A 21,890-nucleotide genomic window follows, 5' to 3' on the forward strand; every position below is an offset into this window, starting at 1 on the left:
GGCAAGGGTGCCGACCGTGGCGTCGAACGTGGGCCAGTCGACGTACCCGCTGCAGTTGGCGGGGTTGGTGACGGTCCCGGCGACACATCAACTGACCGATCTCAGAGCAACCGACCGAACTCGGACTACGGCGGAGGCAACCGCCCCCCAAGAGTGCGACCTGAGCATCAGGCGCGAGGACGTCAGCGCCTGATCTCAACAGGGCGGCTCGGGCGGGCGGGGGCGTCGTCAGTCCCGGCGATGCTGCTCAGCACCTCCGCGGCGGCGAGCTCGTCCCGCGCGGCGAGCCGGTCGAAGCCGTCCACCGCCGGGTAGGCGTAGCGGCCCAGCGTCGCGATGAGGACCGCGCCGACCACGAGTACCCCCATCAGGACCGGCATGACCGGGTCGTAGGAGCCCAACTCGTCGTAGCCAAGCCCGAGGAGCAGCGGCCCGACGGCGCTGCCCAGGATGAACATGGCCTGGACCGGGCCGATGATCTGGCCGAAGCTGCGCATGCCGAGGTAGCGGGTGATGAGGAGGGCGAGCAGGTCCCCCTCGATGCCGAACGCGACACCGATGAACGCGACCGCGAGGGCGGCGGTGGAGAAGGGTGGCTCGAGGAAGAACATCCCGGCGATCGGGGCGAGCATCACGATCGGGCCGACGACCGAGCCGTGGACCCGGTCGATGATGAAGCCGCCGACGACCCGGCCCACGAGCGAGGCGAGGCCGAAGACGACCAGCAGCTGTCCCGCCTGGCCGTTGCTCAGCCCGCGGTCGGTCATCATCGGCACGAGGTGCACCTGCAGGCCGACCACCACGACGCCGACCATGCCCAGGCCGAGCGCGATGCCCCAGAACTGGCGGGTGCGCAGCGCCTCGCCGAAGGTCAGGCCCGGGAGCTCCAGGCTGACGTCACGGTCCCCGACGTGGGCCTCCTGGACCAGCCGCCCGCGGACGTGCCGCTCGGCACGGCCCCGGACGAACAGGGTGATCATCGTGACGGACACGAGGGCGGCGACCACTGCCAGGTAGCCGTACGTCTGCCGCCAGCCGACGCTGTTGATGAGCGCGCCGGCCAGCATCGGGCCGAGGGCGGCGCCGAGGCCGATGATGCCCGTGACGACGCCGACGGCGAGCGCGCGGTTGTTGTCGAACCAGCTCACGACGGCGCGGGTCGCGGGGACCGCCGTCCCGCCCCCGAAGAACCCGACGAAGAAGCACGGGACGAAGTAGACGGCCTCGACGGGCGGCACCAGGCCGATCGTGGCCATCGAGGCGGCGTACAGCACGAACGCGGGGACAAGGATGTAGCGCGCCGCGTACCGGTCCACGAGCCGGCTGGTGATGAGCAGCCCGATGACCATCCCGACCGCGGCGACCGAGTACGCGCCGGTGACCGTCGTGCGGCTGAAGCCGGTCTCCTCGACGATCGGCAGCACGAACAGGCCGGTGGTGGCCATGTACATCTGAGGGCCGACGGCGTTGGCCGTGCCGGCACCGACGACCACCCACCAGGGGCTCCGGCGTCGGGCGGCGGGCTGGGGGACGGAACTCATGTGGCATCTCCTGCGGCTCGGCTCGCGGCTGTTGGCTGTGCGGTCAGGCGGTCGGGACGGTGGTCCTGGTCAGCTCCTCGGAGACCTGCCACACGCGCACGGCCTCGGTGAGGCTGCGCAGCGGCCGGTGCATCCGCTGCTCGGCCGGCGCGCCGCCGAGGGTGCCGGGGCCGCTGGGCCCGTACAGGGCGCCGGGCTCGGCGGCCGGGTCGGTCGCGGCCATGAGCGCGGGCAGCCCGGCGGTCTCGGCGGTGCCCAGCAGGATGCCGTGCTCGGAGAGCCAGCGGATCCGCCGGATGTGGGGCGTGTCCTCGCTGCGGCCGAGCTCGGGGCGGGCGGCCAGCAGGCTGGTGGGCGCGACGCCGGGGTGCGAGAGGTTGCTGGTGATGCCCCAGCCGTTGGCCCTGCTGCGGCGCTCCAGCTCCAGACCGAAGAGCCCGAACGCGATCTTGGACTGGCGGTAGGCGCGCATGCCGTCGTACGAACGCTCCCAGTTCAGGTCGTCCCAGTTGATGGCGCCGCTGGCCGAGGCGACGCTGACCTGGGAGGTCACGCGGGCGCGCCCGGCACGCAGGAGCGGCAGCAGATGGGCGACCAGGGCGAAGTGGCCGAGGTGGTTGGTGCCGAGCTGCACCTCGAACCCGTCGACGGTGGTCTGTCGTTCCGGCGGCCGCATGAGACCGGCGTTGTTGATCAGCAGATGGATCGGCTGCCCCTCCTCGCGCAGGGTCTCGCCGAGGGCTGCGACGGATGCCAGCGAGGCGAGGTCGAGGTCGCGCAGCGAGACCTTCGCACCAGGGGCGACCCGGGTGATCCGGGTGATCGCGGCCTCGCCCTTGGCCTTGTTGCGCACGGGCATGATGACCTCGGCACCGGCGGCGGCCAGGCGCCCGGCGATGCCCAGACCCATGCCGTCGCTGGCGCCGGTGACCAGCGCGCGCTTTCCGGTCAGGTCGGGGACGGTGATGTCGATCGGTGTACGTGGCATGGTCCTGCTCCTCGAGGTCGTGATGTCCGGGTCGGTTCGCGGCCCGCTCGGGCCATGACATCGATCCTCGGCGGACGGCGGAGACCTATCCAGGACCTCCCGATCACAGGCTGGCGAGGCCACCGCTGGCACGACCGACCGCCGGATGGGGGGATCGACGAGCCGTGGCTAGCGGCGTTCCCAGGCGGTAGAAACGACGCAGTACCCGAGACAGGAGCGTCATGATCGATCGCACCGGGCTGGCGAGCTTCTTGCGCCATCGCCGCGAGGCACTGCAGCCGGAGGACGTCGGCATGCCGCGCGGGCAGCGCCGCAGGACCAGCGGGCTCCGGCGTGAGGAGGTCGCCACCCTCTGCAACATGTCCGCCGACTACTACTCGCGTCTGGAGCGCGAGCGCGGGCCCCAGCCGTCGCAGCAGATGCTCGCCTCGATCGCGCAGGGGCTGCACCTGTCGATCGACGAGCGCGACCACCTGTTCCGGCTGGCCGGCCACAACCCGCCGCCGCGGGGAACCTCCAGCGAGCACATCAGCCCCGGCCTGCTGCGCATCCTCGACCGGCTGACGGACACCCCCGCTGAGATCGTCACCGAGCTCGGCGAGACGCTGCGGCAGACGCCGATGGGCGTCGCCCTGACCGGCGACACGACCCGGTTCACCGGGCCTGCCCGCAGCATGGGCTACCGGTGGTTCACCGACCCGAGAGCCCGGGACCTCTACGCGCCGGGAGAGCACGCGTTCATGACCCGGATGTACGCCGCCGGCCTGCGCGGGCTCGTCACCCTCCGCGGCCCCGACTCCCGTGCCGCCTACCTGGCCGACCTGCTCCTGGACAGCAGCGAGGAGTTCCGGCGGGTGTGGGACGAGCACGAGATCGGGATACACCCCCACGAGGTGAAGCACTTCGTCCACCCCGAGGTCGGCGCGCTGGAGCTCAACTGTCAGCGGCTGGTCGACCCCGACCAGGCCCACTCCCTGATGGTCTACACCGCCGTCCCCGGCACCGAGAGCTACGAGAAGCTGCAGGTCCTGTCCGTCATCGGCGCCCAGACGCTGAGCTGAACCAGCATCCGACAAGATTGGTGGCATCCCGGACTCCACATCTCGGCGGTGGGCGGCGTCTTAAGGGGGTACGCACATCCCCACCACCTGGAGGTCCACGTGACCAGCACCCCCAGCACTCCCCGCACTGCCCGCTCCAAGACCCTCCGCCTCACCGCGATCGGCGTAGCGGCCACCGGCCTGTGCCTCGGCGGCGCCGGGATGGTCGCAACGGCCAACCCCGCCTCGGCCTTCGGCCAGGCCGTCGGCACCGCCGTGCACGCCGTCGGCGTCGACTGGTCGGACATGCCCGCCGGCTACACCCAGGCGCAGTACGAGGCCTTCTGGGCCGCCGAGTACAGCGGCGAGGACCTCGCCGAGCTGCAGGCGCTCTGGTCGCTCGGGGAGACCGAGACCAAGTCCCGCGCCGGCCAGATGCTCCTGGACGGCGAGGCGCTCCCGTTCGCGCCCGGCACGCACACCACCCCCGAGCTCCCGGCGGACGAGCAGGCGGCGATCGCCGCGTTCTTCGAGGCCGGATACTCGTCCGAGGACGTCGAGACGCTCAACGACCTGTGGGACACCGAGCACGTCGAGACCAAGGCGCGCGCCGGGCAGATGATCCTGGACGGCGAAGAGCTGCCCATCGGCCCCGCCACCAGCTGATCCTGTGCGCCCGGCACCGCTGACGACTCGCCAGGAGGCGACCATCAACACCCTCACGTCGCGTATCGGCTTCGAGATCGAGCTGCTCGCACCCGCCGGCTCCGACCGGCAGGCGCTCGCGGACGCCCTTGCGGCCCGGAGCGACGGCCGGGTGCGCCGGTCGTTCCATACCGACAGCGAGCCGTCGCCGGTGCCGGGCGTCGGGGTCTTCCGGCACCTGTCGCCCGCGTTCGACGTGGTCGACGGCGCGGGCGCCCCGGTGGCGCGGCTCGTCGACGACATCACCATCGTGTCCGACCTGGCCGGGGCGACCACCCGTGGCCACCGCGGCTGGTACCGCGTGCTGTGCGACGAGGCGCGCCTGCTGCGCCTGATCGAACGGCGCGCGGACCCCTCCGCCGCCCTGCCCGACGTCCTGGCCCCCGTCGCCGAGCTGTTCGGCACCCAGGTCGAGCTGAAGGGCGGGGCGGCGCGGGTGAACGACGCGACGGGCGCAACGATCGCCGTCGCGATGCCGCTGCCCGCGGGGCGCGAGCGGCCCTGCGAGGTGGTCACCCCGCCCATCGCCGAGGACCACGGCCGGCGGCTCGACGAGCTGCTCGCTCCCGCGCGGGACCTCGGCTTCACGGTTCCCGCGGAGGCCGCGGTACACCTGCACCTCGACGGCGCGGCCTTCCGGCGGACGGCGTCGTTCGCCAACCTGGTCCGGCTGTTCGGGCACTGGCGCGAACCCCTGTGGGAGGCGCTGGGCACCAACGGGGCGTGCCGCCGGCTCGCGCCGCTGCCCGCCGAGCTGCTCCTGCTCGTGGAGCGGGACGACCAGTCCTGGGCGGAGCTGGGTGCCGCCGCGCGCGGGATCGGCCTGACGAAGTACGCCGACGTCAACCTCACGCAGCTGGTCGCCCCGCAACCGGTCCGCGACACGGTAGAGGTGCGCATCCTGCCCGGGGTGCTGGACGCGTCGGACATCGTCCCGCGGGCAGCGCTCGTCGAGCGCCTGATGCGGCGGTGCCTCGACGACACCCCGGTCCCGCGGCCCGACGGCGGGGCGGCGCACGATCCGGTGGGCGCCCTGCTCGACCTGGTGTCGAGGGGTGCCGCTCGATGACGATCTGGGTGGAGTCCTCCGGACCGGCGAGCGCGCCCACCCCGCGGGTAGGCGCGCCGGCGTCCCCACGCGGCACTGACGGCACCGGCTCGGCCGGAACGCTCGACGAGCTGGTGCGGACGCAGCTGCCGGGCCTGATCCGCTATGCGACGGTGCTCGTCGGGGACCAGCACACCGCAGCTGACCTGGTCCAGGAGGTGCTGCTCCGAGCGCACCAGCGCTGGCGCCGGATCGCGCTGACGGACCGTCCGGACCTGTACCTGAGGCGCATGGTCACCAACGAGCACCTCTCGTGGCGGCGGCGCTGGCACGTCCGCATGATCCGGCCCACCGCCCACGAGGCCCTGGTCGGCCATGCGGGCACCGGCGGGGACCCTGCGGAGCACCTCGCCCAGGAGGACGCGATGTGGCACCGTCTGGAACAGCTGCCGCCGCGGCAGCGCACGGTGCTCGTGCTGCGGTACTACGAGGGGCTGGCGGACGCCGAGATCGCGACGGTGCTCGGCACGTCGTCGGCCACCGTCCGTTCGCACGCCGCGCGCGCTCTGAACACGCTCCGGAACACCGACCCGAACCACCTGGAGACGCGATGACCAAGGACCGTCCCGCCGGTACGCCGGCGCCCGGACCCCGGCCGGGGGGCAGCGGCCGCGACGACCTCGCGGAGCTGGTCGCCGCCGCCCTGCGTTCGCGTGAGCCCGACGCCGCTGCCACCGCCGCGACCGCACAGCGCATCGCTGCCCAGGTCGAGGCGGCCGACGGCCGGGGCGGAGTCGTCACCCCGTTCGCCCGCCGCGCCGGCACCATCGCGGTCACCGGCGTCGTCGCGTCGGCGCTCGGCGTGGTCGGTGCCGGCGCCGCCGCCGCGGCCAACCCCTTCTCAGGCTTCGCCGTAGCGGTCGACGGCGTCGCGCAGGCGGTGGGCGTCGAGTGGTCCGCCATGCCCGACGGCTACACGCGTGAGCAGCACGACGCGTTCTGGGACGCCGAGTACTCGGCGGAGGACCTGGAGGCGCTCTGCGACCTGTGGAACGTCGACGCGCTGGCGGCCAAGGCCCGCGCCGGCCAGATGATCCTCGACGGCGAGACCCTCCCGGTGGTGCCGGGAGCGTCCGGCTCCGGCGAGGTGCCCTACCTGGAGCCGGACGCCCAGGATGCCCTCCGGGAGGCCGGGGTCACGTTCGAGGACGCCCAGCAGCTCGCCGAGCTGTGGGAGGTCGGCACGTACGAGGCGAAGGCACGCGCCGGGGACATGCTGCTCCGGGGCAAGACCCTCCCGCTGCCCTGACCCGGCGGCTCGCGAACGGGATCTCGGGCCGACCGGAGGGATGACACCTCCGGTCGGCCGAGCCGCCTACGCGACCGCGGTCGTGGCCTACGCCGGGACCGTCGTCGAGATCTCGAAGTCGAAGTAGGTGTCGGGGAACGGCTCGTCCCGCAGGGTGTAGTGCCACCACTCGTTGTCGTAGCGGTCGAACCCGCTCTCCTCCATGACCGTGCAGAGCGTCTGCCGGTTCCCGGCCTCGAGGTCCGGGACGCCCGCGGCTCCGTGGTGCGAGACCGGATCCATCAGATCGTGGTCACCGCCCATGCTCGCGAGCTCGCCGCTGTCGAGGTGAAAGAGCGTCAGGTCGACGGTGCTGCCCCGGGTGTGGCCGGACCTGGCCGCGACGTAACCCCGCGAGAACATCTCGTCCCGGGCGATGTTCGGGTAGTGGCGCTGCTTGGTCCGGCCGTCCTCCGGCTCCCGCGACCACTGCAGGAAGCGGTCCACGGCACGCTGCGGCCGGTACCCGTCCCAGATCAGCAGCCCGAACCCGAGCGACCGGGCATGCTCCTGCGCGCGCTCGAGAGCCGCGCACAGGGCCTTGGTGCCCACTATCCGGTTCGCCAGGTAGCCGTCGACGGGCCTGCCGGTGAAGTTGTCCCAGGTGGCGTACTTGGCATCCCAGCGGATGCCCGGGACGAGCTCGTCGACGAACGCGAACTCGCCGTTCACCGCGCTCCCTGCAGTGCCAGCGGCACCAGGCGGTCGATCACCTCGGAGAGCGGCAGCCCGGCCGCGGCCATCATCCGGGGGTAGCGGCTGTACGACGTCAGGCCGGGCAGGGTGTTGACCTCGTTGAGGATCACCTGGCCGTCGTCGGTCAGGAACGTGTCGACGCGGGCCAGGCCCTTGCAGCCCAGGGCGCGGTAGATGGCCTTGGCGGTCTCCTGGACGAGCGTGCGCTCCTCGTCCGTGATGTCGGCGGGGACGATGAACGTCGAGTTCTCCGAGCCGGTCTCGGGCGACTTCTCCTGGTGGATCCGGAAGAACCCGTGCGAGAGGTCGACGCGGTCCACCTCACCGGTGAACAGGTCGGGGTCGTTGCCCAGGACGGCGCAGCCGACCTCGCGACCGACCACGGCCCCCTCGATCAGGATCTTCGAGTCGTACTGGCGCGCGTCCGCCAGCGCGGCCGCCAGCTCGTCCGGGCCGGTGACCTTGCTGACGCCGAACGAGGAGCCGGAACGCGCGGGCTTCACGAAGACGGGGTAGGTGAGTGCGTCGGCGTCGACGGCCTCGTCACCCTGCACGATCTTGAGGTCCGGCGTCCGGATCCCCGCGGCCTGGACGACCGTGTAGGTGAGGGACTTGTCGATGCACACCACGGACGCCTGGACGTCGCAGCCGACGTAGGGGATGCCAGCGAGCTCCAGCAGGCCCTGGACGGCGCCGTCCTCACCCAGCTGGCCGTGGAGCACGGGGAAGACCACGTCGAGCCGGATCGCCTCGTACCCACCCTCCTCGAGCACGAGCAGACCGTGGACGCTCCGGTCGGGCGACAGCGTGACCGGACGAGAGCCGGCGTCCTCCCAGCCCTCCCCGGGACCGTCGCAGAGCCGCCAGTCGCCCTTTGTCGTGATGCCGATCCAGAACGGCTCGTACTTCTCGGTGTCGAGGCTCTTCGCGACCTCCCGCGCGGACTTCACGGAGATCGGGTGCTCCTCGGAGAGGCCGCCGAAGAGGATTCCGACATTGAGCTTGGACATGCAGTTTCTCGCTCTCGTAGTTTCAGGTAGTCGAGCAGGGCAGATATGAGCGGTTCAGATACTTATGTGGTTCAAGCAGTTGATCAGGCTGTTCTCGACGGTGTCCGCCAGCGCGTGATCCGTGAAGTACGCCGTGTGCGGCGTGATGACGACGTTCGGCAGCCCGTGCAGCCGCGCGAGCGCTCCGTCGTCGAGGGGCTTGTGTCGGCGGTCCGCGTAGAAGACCCCCTCCTCACCCTCGACGACGTCCAGCGCGGCACCACCCAGGTGCCCGCTCTCCAGCGCCTCGAGCAGAGCCTCGGTGTGCAGGAGCGGCCCCCGGCCGGTGTTGATGACGTAGGCGCCGGGCTTCAGCTGCGCGATGCGCCGCCGGTCCAGGAGGTGGTGCGTCGCCGCCGTCAGGGGGGTGTGCAGGGTGACGATGTCGCTCTCGCGGAACAGGTCGTCGAGGGGGACGTGGTCGTCCGAGGTCGCGGCGCGCGTGTCGTAGGCCAGGACGCGGCACCCGAAGCCGCGCAGGCGGTCGATGACCGCCGTGCCGATCCGCCCCGTCCCGACGACCCCGACGGTCAGGTCGCGCAGCTCCCGGCCGCGCGTCTCGCTGAGGCGGTAGTCATGAGCCTCGACGCGGAGCAGCACGGACTTCATCTGGCGCACGGCCATCAGCATCAGCATCAGCGTGTAGTCGGCGACGCTGTCGGGGGAGTAGGCGACGTTGCCCACCGTGATCCCGACACTCTTCGCGTACGACACGTCGATGTGGTTGTAGCCGACGCTCCGCGTGGAGATGTACTCGACCCCGACCCGGCTCAGCGCGAGCAGCGTGGGATTGGTGATCTGCGTCTTGTGGCCGACGCTGACGCAGCTGTTGCCGAGGGCGAGGTCTGCGGTCTCCTCCGTCAGAGCGGCATCGATGATCGTTGGCACGACGTCGAAGCGGGGCGCCATCGTCCGGAACAGGGCTGCCTCGTCTGCTCCGCAGCCGTAGACCGTGATTCCCGTCGTCGCGACAGTGGGCGAGGCGGACGTCCGTGACCGGACGTCGGAGGTCATCGCCGGTGCGGGTCCGCTGGAGCTTGTTCGACCAGTCAAGAGAGCGTCGTGTGGCCGGGGCGTATCGCTTTGTGCATACCCGGATGGTACCGGCCGTCCGGCTACCTGTGGACATCTCGCACCTTGTCCGGCTAGCGTTCCGGCCATGACGTCGCACCTCACAAGCCAGGACTGGTGGCCCGCCGAATAGGCGAGCCGCGACGCATCCACACACGTCCACGACCGCCTCGCCCCGAGGCGGTCGTTCGTGTTCTCCACGAGGCTGCGGACCGGGGCGGGGCACCCCGAACCGAGAGGCCCCGCATGTCCGACAGCCTGATCCCCGCCACCTCCGACCACCCCCTCCTCGCCCGTGTCCTGGCCTCCGACGGCACGCTCCCGTTCGCGCTCCTGCGCCGCGAGGGCAGCCTGGAGGTCGAGGTGCTGGTCGGCTCCGTCGTCGACGTCGACCTCCTGGGCGACGTCCCGCTCGACGGCGCGCCGGTGCTCGCCGTCGTCCCGTTCCGGCAGGCGGTCGAGCGCGGCTTCACCGTGCACGACGACGGCGCCCCGCTGCGCTGCATCGTCGTCCGCGAGTCGGAGCGCGTCTCCGTGGCGGACGCCGTCGCCGCGCTCCCGCCCGAGCCCGTCCCCGCAGAGCCGCTCGGCTTCGACATCCCCGACGACGAGTACGCGGGCATCGTGCGCCGCGTGATCGACGACGAGATCGGGCAGGGCGCCGGCGCCAACTTCGTCGTGATGCGCCGCTTCGAGGCGCGCACCTCCGCCGCGCCCGTGAGCACGCTGACGTCATGGTTCCGTGCGCTCCTCACGCACGAGATCGGCTCGTACTGGACCTTCGCGGTGCACGCTCCGGCGTCCGACGGCGAGGCGCTGTCCCTGGCGGGCGCCACGCCCGAGCGGCACCTGACCCTGCACGACGGCGTCGCCCGGATGAACCCGATCAGCGGCACCTACCGCCACCCCGCGACGGGCCCCACGCGCGACGGCGTCCTCGAGTTCCTGCGCGACACCAAGGAGAACGAGGAGCTCTTCATGGTGGTCGACGAGGAGATGAAGATGATGAGCGCGCTCTGCCCGGACGGCGGCCGCATCGTCGGCCCCTACCTCAAGCAGATGGCTCGCCTCAGCCACACCGAGTACCTGCTGGAGGGCCGGACCGACCTCGACCCCCGCGAGGCGCTGCGCCAGACGATGTTCGCACCCACCGTGACGGGGTCTCCCATGGAGAACGCCTGCACGGTGATCACCCGCCACGAGTCACGGCCGCGCGGCTACTACTCGGGATTTCTCGCCCTCTTCGAGCCCGAGGAGCCTTCCGTCGCCGGGCCCGGCTCCGCTGATCCTTCGGCGGACGGCTCCGCGCGCTACTCGCTCGACGCCCCGATCCTCATCCGCACCGCCTATCTGCACGACGGCGGCCGGGTGTCCGTCCCCGCGGGAGCGACCCTCGTGCGCCACTCGGTCCCCGAGCACGAGGTCGCGGAGACACGGGCCAAGGCGTCCGGCGTGCTGACCTCGCTCGGGCTCGTGCCGCGCGGTGCCGGGCCCGACGTCGCCGTCGACCTGAACGCGCAGCCCGGCGTCGCCGAGGCGCTGGCCGCCCGCAACAGCCAGCTCGCCGAGTTCTGGGTGCGCCCGCAGGACGCCGTCCGCTCCGTCACGACGACGGCCCTGACCGGCCCGAACGTCCTGATCGTCGACCACGAGGACCAGTTCACGACGATGCTCGCGCATCAGCTGCGCCACCTCGGCATGAACACCCGCATGGTCCGGTGGGACGCCGACTACGACGTCCTCGCGGACGACCTCGTCGTACTGGGCCCCGGGCCGGGCGACCCGCGCGATCACGAGGACCCGCGCATCGCCTCCATCGCGCGGCGCATCCACGAGCGGGTCGCCGCAGGACGGCCGCTGCTCGCGGTCTGCCTCAGCCACCAGGTCCTCGCCGGCCTCGCCGGCTTCCCGCTCCGCGCGCTCCCCGCGCCGCGCCAGGGCGTGCGGCTCGACGCCGACGTGTTCGGCAGCACGGCCGCCGTCGGCTACTACAACACCTTCGGCGCGCACGTCACCACCACCAGCGCCGCCGCCGACGGTCCGGTGCCCCGGCTCGCCCTGGAACCGTCCGTCGACGCGGACGGCGTGCTCACCGCGCTGCGCGGTCCGCGTGTCGCCTCGGTCCAGGGCCACCTGGAGTCGGTGCTCTCGTCCGACGGCCTCACGGTCCTCGACGCCCTCACCCGGCACGTCCTGGGTGTCTCGGCGGAGTCGTCCGCGGTGTGATGAGTCCGGTGCGATCTGTCGGGTGCGACGAGTGCGGGGTGTCGCCCGCTGCGTAGGCTTGCGTCATGGCTCGCATCCTCATCACCGGCATGTCGGGCGCCGGGAAGTCGACGCTGCTCGGCGAGCTCGCGCGGCGGGGGCATCGCACGGTCGACACGGACTATGACAGCTGGGAGCTGCCGGGCGCTCTGTGGGACGAGGACCGGATGAACGAGCTGCTCGCGGGGCACGACGACGTGGTGGTCTCTGGGACCGCCGAGAACCAGGGCCGGTTCTATGACCGCTTCGAGCACGTCGTGCTGCTGAGCGCCCCGGTCGAGGTCTTGATCGAGCGCGCGGCGACCCGTACGAACAACCCGTACGGGCGCTCGGCGGACCAGCAGGCCGAGATCCGCGAGTACGTCGTCGAGGTCGAGCCCCTGCTGCGGCGGGGCGCGGACGTCGAGCTCGATGGTCGCCGCCCGATCGCCGAGCTGGCTGACACGGTCGAAGGCCTCATGTGAGCGACCCCTACACGCTGCATGCGACACGCCGGTGACGCGATGCAGTGTGTAGGGGCCGCGAAACGGTCGGTCAGTCCTCGCTCAGGCCGAGGCCCTCGGCGAGGTCGGACAGGGAACCGGACGGCGCCGACGGGCTCGGCGACGTCTCCGGCGGCGGCGGTTGCCGGCTGGGTTCCGACGGGCCGGGTGACGGCGAGGGGGAACCGGAGGGCTCCTGGCCGGGGTCCGAAGGAACCGGCGTCGGCGACGGGACGGGCGACGGAACGGGTGACGGGACGGGCGACGGAACGGGACCGGTCGGGGGAGTCGTCGGCTTCGGCGCCGGCTTGCTCGGCGTCGGCTTGGGCTTCGGCTCGCTCGGGCTCGGCTTGGGCTTCGCGACCGGCTTGGCTGGCTTCTTGGTCGGCGGCTTGGCGCTCGGCTCGTCCTTCGGCTTCGTCGGTCGCTGACGGGCCTCGGCACCGGGAACGTCGTCCTTCGGCCGGCGGTCGACCGCCGGTGTGGGACGCGAACCGGTGTTCCCGGAGGAGGTCGACGCGAAGGGCGGGCCCCACGTGTCGACGTCGGACGGGTCGATCGCGCGGTCGGGAACCGGCCCGGCCGCGAAGAACTCGAAGTGCCACGGTTCGGGCTTCGCTCCGCCCAGCCGGGCCCACGACGGGTTGTCCCACCCGTAGTCCGGACCGTGTATCCGCAGCCAGGTGTACTCCGGGGACGCTCCGCCCGAGATCGGGTCGCTGAGATCCACCGCGAGGCCCCAGCCGTGGTTGGACGTGCCCGGTACGGCGGCCAGGTGCGGCTTCGAACCCGCGAGGCTGATCTGCTCCACGTAGGAGCGGTACGAGTCGGTGATCGGGATCGGGTAGCCGAACTTCCGCTCGAACTTCCTGCTCAACGCCGTCAGCCGTTCCGCGGCGTCACAGCGCAGCATGTGCCCCGGCGCGAACTCCAGGTCGCAGAGCACCGCTGCCGGGATCCGGCCGTTGGCATAACCGAGCGTCGAGTCGCCGAACACGGCGACCACGTCGTGCAGGTTCGAGCGCAGCGAGGAGCCCTGACGCCCTGGACCGCCCGCGAGCAGCGGTGAGCCCTCGAACCGGTCTGTGTGCTGTACGTCGACGGAGGCGTCGGGCATCGACTCGTCCAGCATGCCCGCCAGCCGCACCGCCGCGACCGCCACCTGGTCGTAGGTGACGAGGCCGGTCTCCGGGCCCACCCCGTGCGGCTCCCCCTCCGCGGCGGGCCGGCTGTCCGCATGCGAGTGGCCCTCCGGGGCGCGCACGTAGGACACGGCAACTGCCGACAGGACCTCCTGCCGCGCGGGCTCCTCGACGTTCTGCGGGCGCTGGCCCTTCTTGGCGGCACGTGCGACCGGCGCGTCCTGGACGCGCAGGCCCCCGTCCTGCTCGCCGGACGGCTGCTGCTGGGCCTCATAGGTCGTGTACAGCATCCCGAGCTCTGCGGCTGCCTGCGCGATCGTCGGGCTGAAGTCCGGGCCCTGCTCTCGCGCCAGCGTCTCGACCCGCTCCAGGAGCACCACGATCTGCTCCACGCTCACGTCCGCGGGGACGGCCCTGACGACCGGCTCGGTCCTGATCTCTGCGGGAGGCTCGGCAGAGTGCTCGGCGGAACGTTCGCGGTCGCTGTCGGACAGCTGCCCGGGTGGGACATTCGCCGAGACGGTGAAAAGCAGACCTCCCGCAGTCACGGTGGCGACAATGCCTGCCCAGCCAGTGCGGACCCATCTTTCATGGAGAGATCTGTGAGAAACCGGTTCGGATACGGGCATAGCGAACTTCTTCGCCTCGTCCTTCACACGTCGCTCCCTCGGTTGGTGCGTTCATTCGTGGTGCGTGTCGTTCGGATCTGTCCACGGCGGTTAAAGGATCTCTTGGGGGCCGTTAAAGGAGTATCACGAGTTGGGTTGACGCACGAGGTGAAACCCGTGCGGCAGTCGCTCTTCCGGTCGCGGAGACGTAGGCCGGCCGTAGGCTTCCTCTGGCATTGCCCATTGAAAGGCATGGGAGTTTCCTGAAAGGGAGCGAGCGTGGATCCAGAGGACGGGCCCTGGGCGGGCGGCTGGTCGGCAGGATCGTCGGGGCAGGCACCGGACCAGGGCGGTGGGGGGCTGGATCGCGTGGTTCACGGCCGGGAGCGGGAGCTGCGGCTCATCGAGGCGTTCGTGACCGGTCTTGATCCCACGACCCTGGTCGTGAGTGGCCTCAGCGGTATCGGCAAGAGCACCACGGTGCTGGCCGCGTTGCACCGGATCGGCGCACAGGCTTCGGCGGTGCGGCTCGTGCGGTCGTGCTCGTCGCGTCCGTACGCCCAGGCGCTCTCCGGTCGGCTGCATCTCGATCTGTCGGCTCACTCGGTGCCGCTCGGATCAGTGCCGGTCGGTTCGGCGCCGGGGCACGAGCTCGACGCGGCCGGCCTCCTGGACGCGGTGGGCTCCGCCGTCGGACCGGAGCACACCGGGCCCCGGATCCTGTTCGTCGACGACCTGGACGTGCTCTCGGCCGGCCGGGCCGCCTGGTTGCAGCAGCTGGGGGACCTGGCCTACGAGCGCGGCTGGCGCATCCTGGCCGCAGCCCGGCACGTTCCCGTAGGCCCGCTGCCCGACGACGTCGAGGTGCTCGACCTCGGGCCGCTCGACCCTCGGTCGCTGCGCCTCCTGCTGGACGCCGCGCTCCGGACACCACTGGCCGCCGACGTCGCGGAACGGCTGCACTGGTGGAGCTCGGGCAACCCGCGGATCGCCCTCGAGCTCGCCGACGGGCTCAGCCCCGGGCAGCGGCGCGGCGGCGCGCACTGGCCGGGGCCGGACGCCGTCGGCCCGGTGGCCCGGCGGGCCTTCCAGGTGCTGCTCGGCGGGCTCGACGAAGCCGCGACGTCCCGTCTCGCGAACCATCCGGTCCTGGCGGCGGCAGGCGTGCTGGACCGCACGGTCGACGACTCCGCGCAGTGGAGCGTCGGCCTCGGCACCATCTCGGTTCCGCCGGGACCCGGCGACGTGAACCGGCTGGCCGCGCGCTACCCGCTGCTCGCGCTGCTGTGCCGGGAGCAGGCCCGCGAGGCGGCCGACGGCGAGTCGGCCGACGCGGGACCATCCGGCGCCGGGCCATCCGACGGCGGCCCGCCAACGTTCCCGGTCGCCGCCACGCTCGCCGAGGTGATCCTGAACGGGCTGCACCTGGACGCCGTCGACGGGCTCTCCGCGGGCGAGCGGGAACCGCGCGCGGCGGCCCGTGCGGTCGGCCTGACGCTCCTGAGCGGCGCCACCTGGGCGGACGACCGCGCCCGCTGGTGGACGCCCGCGACGGTCGGCCCGGAGTGGACGGATCACCTGTGGTGGAGCGGAGCGCCCGCCGTCGAACCCGCGCAGAGTGCCGCCGGAGAACGCGCCGCCGCCGCGCTGATCCAGCTCGAGCGCACCGGCTGTCTGGCCGATCCTGCCGGCCTTCGTGCGGACCTCGATGTGATCGGGTCCACGCGACGCCTGGACTGGGTGGGCGTCTGCCTCCAGGTACGGGCCCGGTTGCTGCTGGGCGACGCGGCCGGAGCGCGTCGGCTGCTGGACAGCGAGTCGGGGACGTCCTCCGGGAGAACCGTCGCGGAGGTCGTGGCACGGCACCTCGCCGCCGCCAGGGTCGCGATGTTCGAGGGGTGCGCGGCCGACGTCCGGCAGTGCCTCGCGCAGGTGACCGACCTGCGCCCCAGCGTCGGGGACTGGCTCCCGGTCCAAGGGCTGCGAGCCGCCGCTGACGCGATGCTCGACGGCAGGGCGCCGACCAGCTCGGTGCCGCTGTCGGCCGAGGCGTGGTCGACCAGGGCGCTCGGCGAGTTCGCCGTGGACCTCGGCGCGGCGCACCTCGCCGTCGGGCAGGCCGAACGGGCCGCCGAGCTCCTGGCCCTCGGGCTCGAACGCTGCCAGTGGCCCTACCGGGGCCGGGTCCAGGCCCGGGCCGACCTGGTCGAGGCGGTCCTCGCCTCGAGGGGTATCCATGGCGAGGTGCCCCGGGCGGCGCTCGCCGACCCGCCGATCGAGGACCAGGAACGGGCCGGAGCGGACACCGGTGCGGCCTACGCGCGGCTGCAGGCCATGCTGGCGGCCGCAGGCCCGCAGGGGGGCAGCGTCGAGGACTGGCTGCCTGCCTCGCACCTGGTCTCGCCGTGGCAGCGGCTGCGGTCGCTCGTCGCCTACGGCCGGTACTGCCTGGCCCACGGCGACCGGGCGGCCTCCGAGCCCGCTCTGACGGAAGGCCGGGTGCTCGCCCGGCTGGCCGGCACACCCGGCTGGCGCAAGGCGATCGACGTCTGCTTCGCCGGCTTCGGCGCCTCGGACGGTCCCGGCTGGGCTCGGCTGAGCGGGAACGATCGTGAGTTCGTCCGCCTGGCGCTCCGGGGTGTCACCAATGCGCGGATCGCGGAAGCGGCATATGTCTCCGAGCGCACGGTCGCTAATCGCCTGCGCCAGATCTATGCGCTTTTGCGGGTAAGAGATCGCAAGGAATTGATGGAACTGGCCGAGATCGACCCGCCCGGCTGGCTCGCCGGTAACGGCTGAGGTATTTTTCACCCACTCCTTTTCACCCTCTTTCGTCGTTTGCTGGGCCAATGACCGAAATTCCCTGTCCTTTGTGCCGCGAGTTGTCCGTTGTTGCATCGACGCACTTCGTCATGCGTTGTCGTGCGCTCGTGCATGATTGCCCTTTACGCGTGGCAGATCATTTCATTCCTGTGTCTTCTGAGGGCGGGCACGTACCGGATCTGGTGCGGGTCACAGCAATTCCGACGCCGTTGCAGCAGGCGCGAACGTGAGGAGTGATCTTCTTGATCTCGACGCATGTGCCGTTCATCCGAAGGCGAGATTCCCGAAGGCGAGTGCGAGGTGGCGCGACGTTGCGCCGGGGCCTCGCCGCAGTGGCCGCCTCAGCACTCCTGATCACAGCGGTCGGCGCTCCCGCCGTCGCCGTGGACAACTACCCCGACGAGCCTTCAGAAGCGGAAGCCAGCGTGCTGGCGTCCGAGCTCATGCAGCAGGAGCTGCTGGGCGCGGCCACCTCCGACGCCGGGTCGCTCAGCAACCCCGGCCCGAACACGGAAAACCTCAACGTCGACCTCCTCGGTTCCCAGGTGCTCGCGCTCGGCGACATCCAGCTCCCGGTGGACCAGTTCCTGGACTTCGGACAGATCGGCGCACTCGCCAGCACTAGCGAGGCATCCGGTCCCGTGGACGCGCACGCGGTGTCCGGCCTGCTGGGCGCTGACGGCGGCGTCACGCTGGACGGCGCGGAGGACTCCTTCGGCACCGCGTCCATCGACGTGCTGTCGCTGGCGGACCTCGTCGGCGTGGACGGCATCACCGACGCGGTGGTCGACGAGCTGACGATCGAGCTGGGCGCCCTCGGCGCCGAGGTCATCGCCGAGGACGGCGTGATCCTCGACCCCGACGGCGGCGTGACCGGACCGGGGCAGTACCGCCTCGCCGACGGCACGCTGCGCCTGCACTCGCCGGTCATCGAGGGCGCTGCCGACACCATCTTCGACATCGGTGGTGCGATCGACACGCAGATCGAGACGCTGGTCAACGACACGCTCGACATCGACGCACTGACGGCGCTGCTCGCGGCCGTCCCCGGCATCCCGGAGCCGACGGTCACCGTCGACTCGGACATGCAGGAGACGCTGTTCCAGTCCGTCGTGGGGGAGCCGATCACGTCGGCGAACCAGCTCGTGACCCTCGACCTCTCCACCGGTGAGCTGCAGGTCCACCTGGAGCACCTGGTCGAGGGCAACGACCCCTGGGGTGGTGGCGACGACGTGGGCATGAACGGTCTCGCCCCCAACTACGAGCTCATCGACGACCAGACGTACCCGCAGATCGCCGAGGGCGTGCACGAGATCATGCAGGAGGCCACGCGCATCCTGATCGGTGCGATCGAGGACTCCCTGAACGCGGTGACGATCGACATCGCGTTCTTCGACCAGTCGCCGCTCGGCACGCTCGACGTGTCCTGGTCGGTACCGCTGGCGGACGCCGTGAACGGCGACTTCCCGCAGGCCGTCAACAACAGCACCGGTGTCCAGGCGGTCACCGGAGCGCTGCTGGCGACGACGATCAACGGCCTCGGCAACGCCGCCGCGCCGATCTTCGGGGCGGTCTACGACCTCATCATCAGCGACGCGGGCGACCAGATCTTCGAGCTGCTGATCAACGACATCAAGACGGGCATCACCTCGACGATCGGGGCCGCGCTGTCGCCGGTGTTCGACATAGTGGTGCAGTTCGTCTCGCTGCAGATCAACCACCAGGAGACGGCTACCTGCACCACCGCCGACGGCACGGAGCTGCTCGGCCAGCTCGAGGTCTCTGCGCTCAGCCTCGGGCTCGTCCAGGCGGCGGACGCCGGCCGGATCGGCCTCGGCAACGCCGGCGTGCGGATCGACGCCTGCGACCTGGCGGCCATCGCCCCGACCCTGGCGGTCGACCCGGGCGAGGTGGCCCCTGGCGGCACGACGACGGTGACCGGTGAGGGCTACACGCCGAACGCTACGGCCACGGTCCAGCTCACGGACGCCGACGGCAACCCCGTCGGTGAGCCGATCACGGTGGACACGGACGAGAACGGCGCCTTCACGACGCCGCTCGTGGTGCCGGAGGCCGCCGAGCCCGGTGACTACACGGTCGTCGGCACGGACGACACGACGGATACGCCCGCCGAGGCGCCGCTGGTCGTGACCCCGCCGTCCGCGATCACTCCGGAGCTGACCGTCGATCCGGCGGAGGTGGCTCCGGGCGACTGCACGGAGGTGTCCGGCTCCGGCTACACGCCCAGCTCGACGGTCACGGTGCAGCTCACGGATGCCGACGGCAACCCGGTGGGCGAGCCGGTCGTCGTCGACACGGACGAGAACGGTGCGTTCACCACGGAGCTCTGCGTCCCCGAGGACGCCGAGCCGGGTGACTACACGGTGGTCGGCACCGACGACACGACGGGTACGCCCGCCGAGGCGCCGCTCGTCGTGACCGAGGCACCGGCGATCGACCCGTCGATCACGGTCGACCCGGCCGAGGTCGTGCCGGGTGGCACGACGACGGTGACGGGTGAGGGCTACACGCCCAACTCCACGGCGACGGTCCAGCTGACGGACGCCGACGGTAACCCCGTCGGTGACCCGATCGTCGTCGACACGGACGAGAACGGTGAGTTCACGACGCCGCTCGTGGTGCCGGAGGATGCCGAGCCGGGTGACTACACCGTGGTCGGCACCGACGACACGACGGACACGCCGGCCGAGGCGCCGCTGACTGTGATCACGGGTGCCGAGCAGTGCGAGTCGGCACCGGAGCTCACCGTGACGCCGAGCTCTGTGCCGGCGGGCGAGACCGTGACGGTGGTGGGCACCGGCTTCCCGGCCGGCGTCGACGTCACGCTCCAGCTCACCGACGCCGAGGGCAACCCGGTGGGCGATCCGGTCACGGTCACTCCGGACGAGGACTGTGGCTTCACGACCGACTACACGGTTCCTGAGGGGACCGAACCCGGTGACTACGAGGTCGTCGCGGAGCCCGAGGACGGCAGCGAGGGCGCCACTGCGCCGCTCACGGTCGAGCCCGCGGACATCGCGCCGTCGCTCACGGTCGACCCGGCGGAGGTCGTGCCGGGTGGCACCACCACGGTGACGGGTGAGGGCTACACGCCCGACTCGACCGTGACGGTGCAGCTGACGGACGCCGACGGTAACCCCGTCGGTGACCCGATCGTCGTCGACACGGACGAGAACGGTGGCTTCACGACGCCGCTCGTGGTGCCGGAGGACGCCGAGCCGGGTGACTACACCGTGGTCGGCACCGACGACACGACGGGGACGCCCGCCGAGGCGCCGCTGACCGTGATCACAGGTGCCGAGCAGTGCGAGTCGGCACCCGCGATCACCGTGGCACCCAGCTCTGTGCCGGCCGGCGAGACCGTGACGGTGGTGGGCACCGGCTTCCCGGCCGGGGTCGACGTCGTGGTTCAGCTGACCGACGCCGAGGGCAACCCGGTGGGCGATCCGGTCACAGTGACTCCGGACGAGGACTGTGGCTTCACCACCGACTACACGGTTCCGGAAGGCACCGAGCCTGGTGACTACGAGGTCGTCGCGGAGCCCGAGGACAGCAGCGAGGGTGCCACGGCACCGCTCACGGTCGAGCCCGCGGACATCGACCCGTCGATCACGGTGGCTCCGGCGGAGGTCGCGCCGGGTGGCACCACGACGGTGACCGGCGAGGGCTACACGCCCGACTCGACGGTGACGGTGCAGCTCACGGACTCTGACGGCAACCCCGTCGGTGACCCGATTGTCGTCGACACCGACGAGAACGGCGGGTTCACGACGCCGCTCGTAGTGCCGGAGGATGCCGAGCCCGGCGACTTCACGGTGGTCGGTACCGATGACACGACGGGTACGCCCGCCGAGGCACCGCTGACCGTCATCACGGGTGCCGAGCAGTGTGAGTCGGCACCGGAACTGACGGTGGCGCCGAGCTCTGCACCGGCCGGCGAGACCGTGACGGTGGTGGGCACCGGCTTCCCGGCCGGGGTCGACGTCACGATCCAGCTCACCGACGCCGACGGCGAGCCGGTGGGTGACCCGATCACGGTCACTCCGGACGAGGACTGCTCGTTCACCACCGACTACACGATCCCCGAGGGCACCGAGCCTGGTGACTACGAGGTCGTGGCGGAGCCGGAGGACGGCAGCGAGGGTGCCGAGGCGCCGCTCACGGTCGAGGCTGGCTCTGACCCCGAGGAGTGCACGGACCCGACCCTGGTCGCCGACCCGACGACCGTCGAGCCGGGGGGCGAGGTAACCGTCACCGGTACGGGCTTCCCCGCGGGTGTCGAGGTCAGCGTCACGCTGACCGACGCATCGGGTGACCCCGTCGGCGACACCGTCACCGTGACCCCGGACGAGTCGTGCGGGTTCACGGTCACCATCCAGATCCCGGACGACGCGGATCCCGGCGTGCACGTCATCGTCGCGGAGCCCGAGGACGGCAGCGACGGCGCCGAGGTGCCGATCACTGTGACGGGACCTGACTCCAGGACGCTGACCGCCTGGTTCGAGGAGGACTCGGTGAAGCCTGGTGCGAGCCAGACTCTCTACGCCTCGGGCTTCGAGCCGGGTGAGATGGTCGTCGGCGTGATCCGCTCGACGTCGGTCCGGCTGCAGGCCGCCGCCGCGGACGAGACGGGCAAGGTCGAGTGGACCTTCATCGTCCCGGCCGGGCAGAAGGCGGGTTCGTACCTCGGGACCGCCACCAGCCAGACGATCGGGGACTCCGCGGCTGCCTCGTTCAAGGTGGCACTGACGTCCACCGGTGGTGGCAACGGTGACGGCAACGGGAATGGTGACGGCAACGGGTCGGGGAACGGCAACGGGTCGGGCTCCGGCTCGGGCGGTCTGGCCTCTACCGGTGCGGACGTCGCCACCCTGGTGACCGTCTCGATGCTCCTGCTCGGAGCCGGTGCACTGCTGATCCGGCGTCGACGTGAGCTCGCGATGGCCGCGGCCACGGCCATGGGCAAGATGCCTGACAAGCAGTAGGAGGAAACCTCTGCCGGCCGGTAATCCGGCCGGCGGGTGAGCCGGCCCGGCACGAGAACCTTCGTGCCGGGCCGGCTT

15 protein-coding genes are annotated in these 21,890 nt (G+C 71.5%); 9 read left to right on the forward strand and 6 right to left on the reverse strand.

Annotation, left to right across the window (positions count from 1 at the left end; genetic code table 11):
* Positions 1–182 precede the first annotated feature (182 nt).
* Together AB0I32_RS23855 and AB0I32_RS23860 are read right to left on the reverse strand one after the other, a co-directional pair.
* Positions 183–1,541, reverse strand: coding sequence for an MFS transporter (locus AB0I32_RS23855; RefSeq protein WP_357510574.1), 1,359 nt, complete (start codon positions 1,539–1,541; stop codon positions 183–185).
* A gap of 43 nt (positions 1,542–1,584) precedes the next feature.
* Positions 1,585–2,529: an SDR family oxidoreductase gene (locus tag AB0I32_RS23860; RefSeq protein WP_357510576.1), complete on the reverse strand. Its 945-nt coding sequence runs from the start codon at positions 2,527–2,529 to the stop codon at positions 1,585–1,587.
* 221 nt (positions 2,530–2,750) lie between these two features.
* Here AB0I32_RS23860 and AB0I32_RS23865 point away from each other — a divergent pair, with 221 nt between their 5' ends.
* The 5 genes from AB0I32_RS23865 (at position 2,751) to AB0I32_RS23885 (ending at position 6,631) form a co-directional block, all read left to right on the forward strand.
* A complete protein-coding gene (locus tag AB0I32_RS23865; RefSeq protein ID WP_357510578.1) occupies positions 2,751–3,590 on the forward strand; it encodes a helix-turn-helix transcriptional regulator in 840 nt (279 codons plus the stop codon).
* Between the two features lie 99 nt (positions 3,591–3,689).
* Positions 3,690–4,235 (forward strand): hypothetical protein, encoded by a 546-nt coding sequence (locus tag AB0I32_RS23870; protein WP_357510580.1) that lies wholly within the window; start codon positions 3,690–3,692, stop codon positions 4,233–4,235.
* Positions 4,236–4,239: 4 nt separating this feature from the next.
* Positions 4,240–5,343 carry an amidoligase family protein gene (locus tag AB0I32_RS23875; RefSeq protein WP_357510582.1) on the forward strand — a complete coding sequence of 368 codons (1,104 nt, stop codon included), beginning with the start codon at positions 4,240–4,242 and terminating at the stop codon, positions 5,341–5,343.
* Positions 5,340–5,936: a SigE family RNA polymerase sigma factor gene (locus AB0I32_RS23880; protein WP_357510584.1), complete on the forward strand. Its 597-nt coding sequence runs from the start codon at positions 5,340–5,342 to the stop codon at positions 5,934–5,936. Before AB0I32_RS23875 ends, AB0I32_RS23880 begins: the two co-directional genes overlap by 4 nt.
* Entirely contained in the window at positions 5,933–6,631 is a 699-nt protein-coding gene (locus AB0I32_RS23885) for a hypothetical protein (protein ID WP_357510586.1), read from the forward strand. The genes AB0I32_RS23880 and AB0I32_RS23885 overlap by 4 nt, the downstream gene beginning before the upstream one ends.
* A gap of 87 nt (positions 6,632–6,718) precedes the next feature.
* On the opposite strand, the gene vanX is transcribed toward AB0I32_RS23885, so the two are convergent.
* From vanX to AB0I32_RS23900, 3 genes are read right to left on the reverse strand one after another with little or no spacing between them, the layout of a single operon-like run.
* Positions 6,719–7,342 carry a D-Ala-D-Ala dipeptidase VanX gene (vanX, locus tag AB0I32_RS23890; RefSeq protein WP_357510588.1) on the reverse strand — a complete coding sequence of 208 codons (624 nt, stop codon included), beginning with the start codon at positions 7,340–7,342 and terminating at the stop codon, positions 6,719–6,721.
* Entirely contained in the window at positions 7,339–8,376 is a 1,038-nt protein-coding gene (vanA, locus tag AB0I32_RS23895; protein ID WP_357510590.1) for a D-alanine--(R)-lactate ligase, read from the reverse strand. Before vanA ends, vanX begins: the two co-directional genes overlap by 4 nt.
* Before the next feature lie 54 nt (positions 8,377–8,430).
* Positions 8,431–9,429, reverse strand: a complete 999-nt coding sequence (locus tag AB0I32_RS23900) for a D-isomer specific 2-hydroxyacid dehydrogenase family protein (protein WP_357510592.1) — start codon at positions 9,427–9,429, stop codon at positions 8,431–8,433.
* 303 nt (positions 9,430–9,732) lie between these two features.
* Here AB0I32_RS23900 and AB0I32_RS23905 point away from each other — a divergent pair, with 303 nt between their 5' ends.
* Positions 9,733–11,712: a chorismate-binding protein gene (locus AB0I32_RS23905; protein ID WP_357510594.1), complete on the forward strand. Its 1,980-nt coding sequence runs from the start codon at positions 9,733–9,735 to the stop codon at positions 11,710–11,712.
* A 65-nt stretch (positions 11,713–11,777) separates the two neighbouring features.
* Positions 11,778–12,215, forward strand: a complete 438-nt coding sequence (locus tag AB0I32_RS23910) for an AAA family ATPase (protein ID WP_357510596.1) — start codon at positions 11,778–11,780, stop codon at positions 12,213–12,215.
* A gap of 70 nt (positions 12,216–12,285) precedes the next feature.
* Here AB0I32_RS23910 and AB0I32_RS23915 read toward each other — a convergent pair whose 3' ends face one another.
* Positions 12,286–13,923, reverse strand: a complete 1,638-nt coding sequence (locus AB0I32_RS23915; protein ID WP_357510598.1) for a M15 family metallopeptidase — start codon at positions 13,921–13,923, stop codon at positions 12,286–12,288.
* 339 nt (positions 13,924–14,262) lie between these two features.
* Here AB0I32_RS23915 and AB0I32_RS23920 point away from each other — a divergent pair, with 339 nt between their 5' ends.
* Together AB0I32_RS23920 and AB0I32_RS23925 are read left to right on the forward strand one after the other, a co-directional pair.
* Positions 14,263–16,782: a LuxR family transcriptional regulator gene (locus AB0I32_RS23920; RefSeq protein WP_357510600.1), complete on the forward strand. Its 2,520-nt coding sequence runs from the start codon at positions 14,263–14,265 to the stop codon at positions 16,780–16,782.
* Positions 16,783–17,117: 335 nt separating this feature from the next.
* Positions 17,118–21,812, forward strand: coding sequence for a choice-of-anchor G family protein (locus AB0I32_RS23925; protein WP_357510602.1), 4,695 nt, complete (start codon positions 17,118–17,120; stop codon positions 21,810–21,812).
* The last annotated feature ends 78 nt before the right edge of the window (positions 21,813–21,890 follow it).

Source organism: Promicromonospora sp. NPDC050249 (assembly GCF_040656015.1).
Lineage (GTDB): Bacteria > Actinomycetota > Actinomycetes > Actinomycetales > Cellulomonadaceae > Promicromonospora.

Excerpts from the sequence above, each read along its gene's own strand:
- AB0I32_RS23855 (WP_357510574.1), bottom strand. The coding sequence starts at position 1,541 with ATGAGTTCCGTCCCCCAGCCCGCCGCCCGACGCCGGAGCCCCTGGTGG.
- AB0I32_RS23860 (WP_357510576.1), bottom strand. The coding sequence starts at position 2,529 with ATGCCACGTACACCGATCGACATCACCGTCCCCGACCTGACCGGAAAG.
- AB0I32_RS23865 (WP_357510578.1), top strand. The coding sequence starts at position 2,751 with ATGATCGATCGCACCGGGCTGGCGAGCTTCTTGCGCCATCGCCGCGAG.
- AB0I32_RS23880 (WP_357510584.1), top strand. The coding sequence starts at position 5,340 with ATGACGATCTGGGTGGAGTCCTCCGGACCGGCGAGCGCGCCCACCCCG.
- AB0I32_RS23885 (WP_357510586.1), top strand. The coding sequence starts at position 5,933 with ATGACCAAGGACCGTCCCGCCGGTACGCCGGCGCCCGGACCCCGGCCG.
- vanA (WP_357510590.1), bottom strand. The coding sequence starts at position 8,376 with ATGTCCAAGCTCAATGTCGGAATCCTCTTCGGCGGCCTCTCCGAGGAG.
- AB0I32_RS23900 (WP_357510592.1), bottom strand. The coding sequence starts at position 9,429 with ATGACCTCCGACGTCCGGTCACGGACGTCCGCCTCGCCCACTGTCGCG.
- AB0I32_RS23905 (WP_357510594.1), top strand. The coding sequence starts at position 9,733 with ATGTCCGACAGCCTGATCCCCGCCACCTCCGACCACCCCCTCCTCGCC.
- AB0I32_RS23910 (WP_357510596.1), top strand. The coding sequence starts at position 11,778 with ATGGCTCGCATCCTCATCACCGGCATGTCGGGCGCCGGGAAGTCGACG.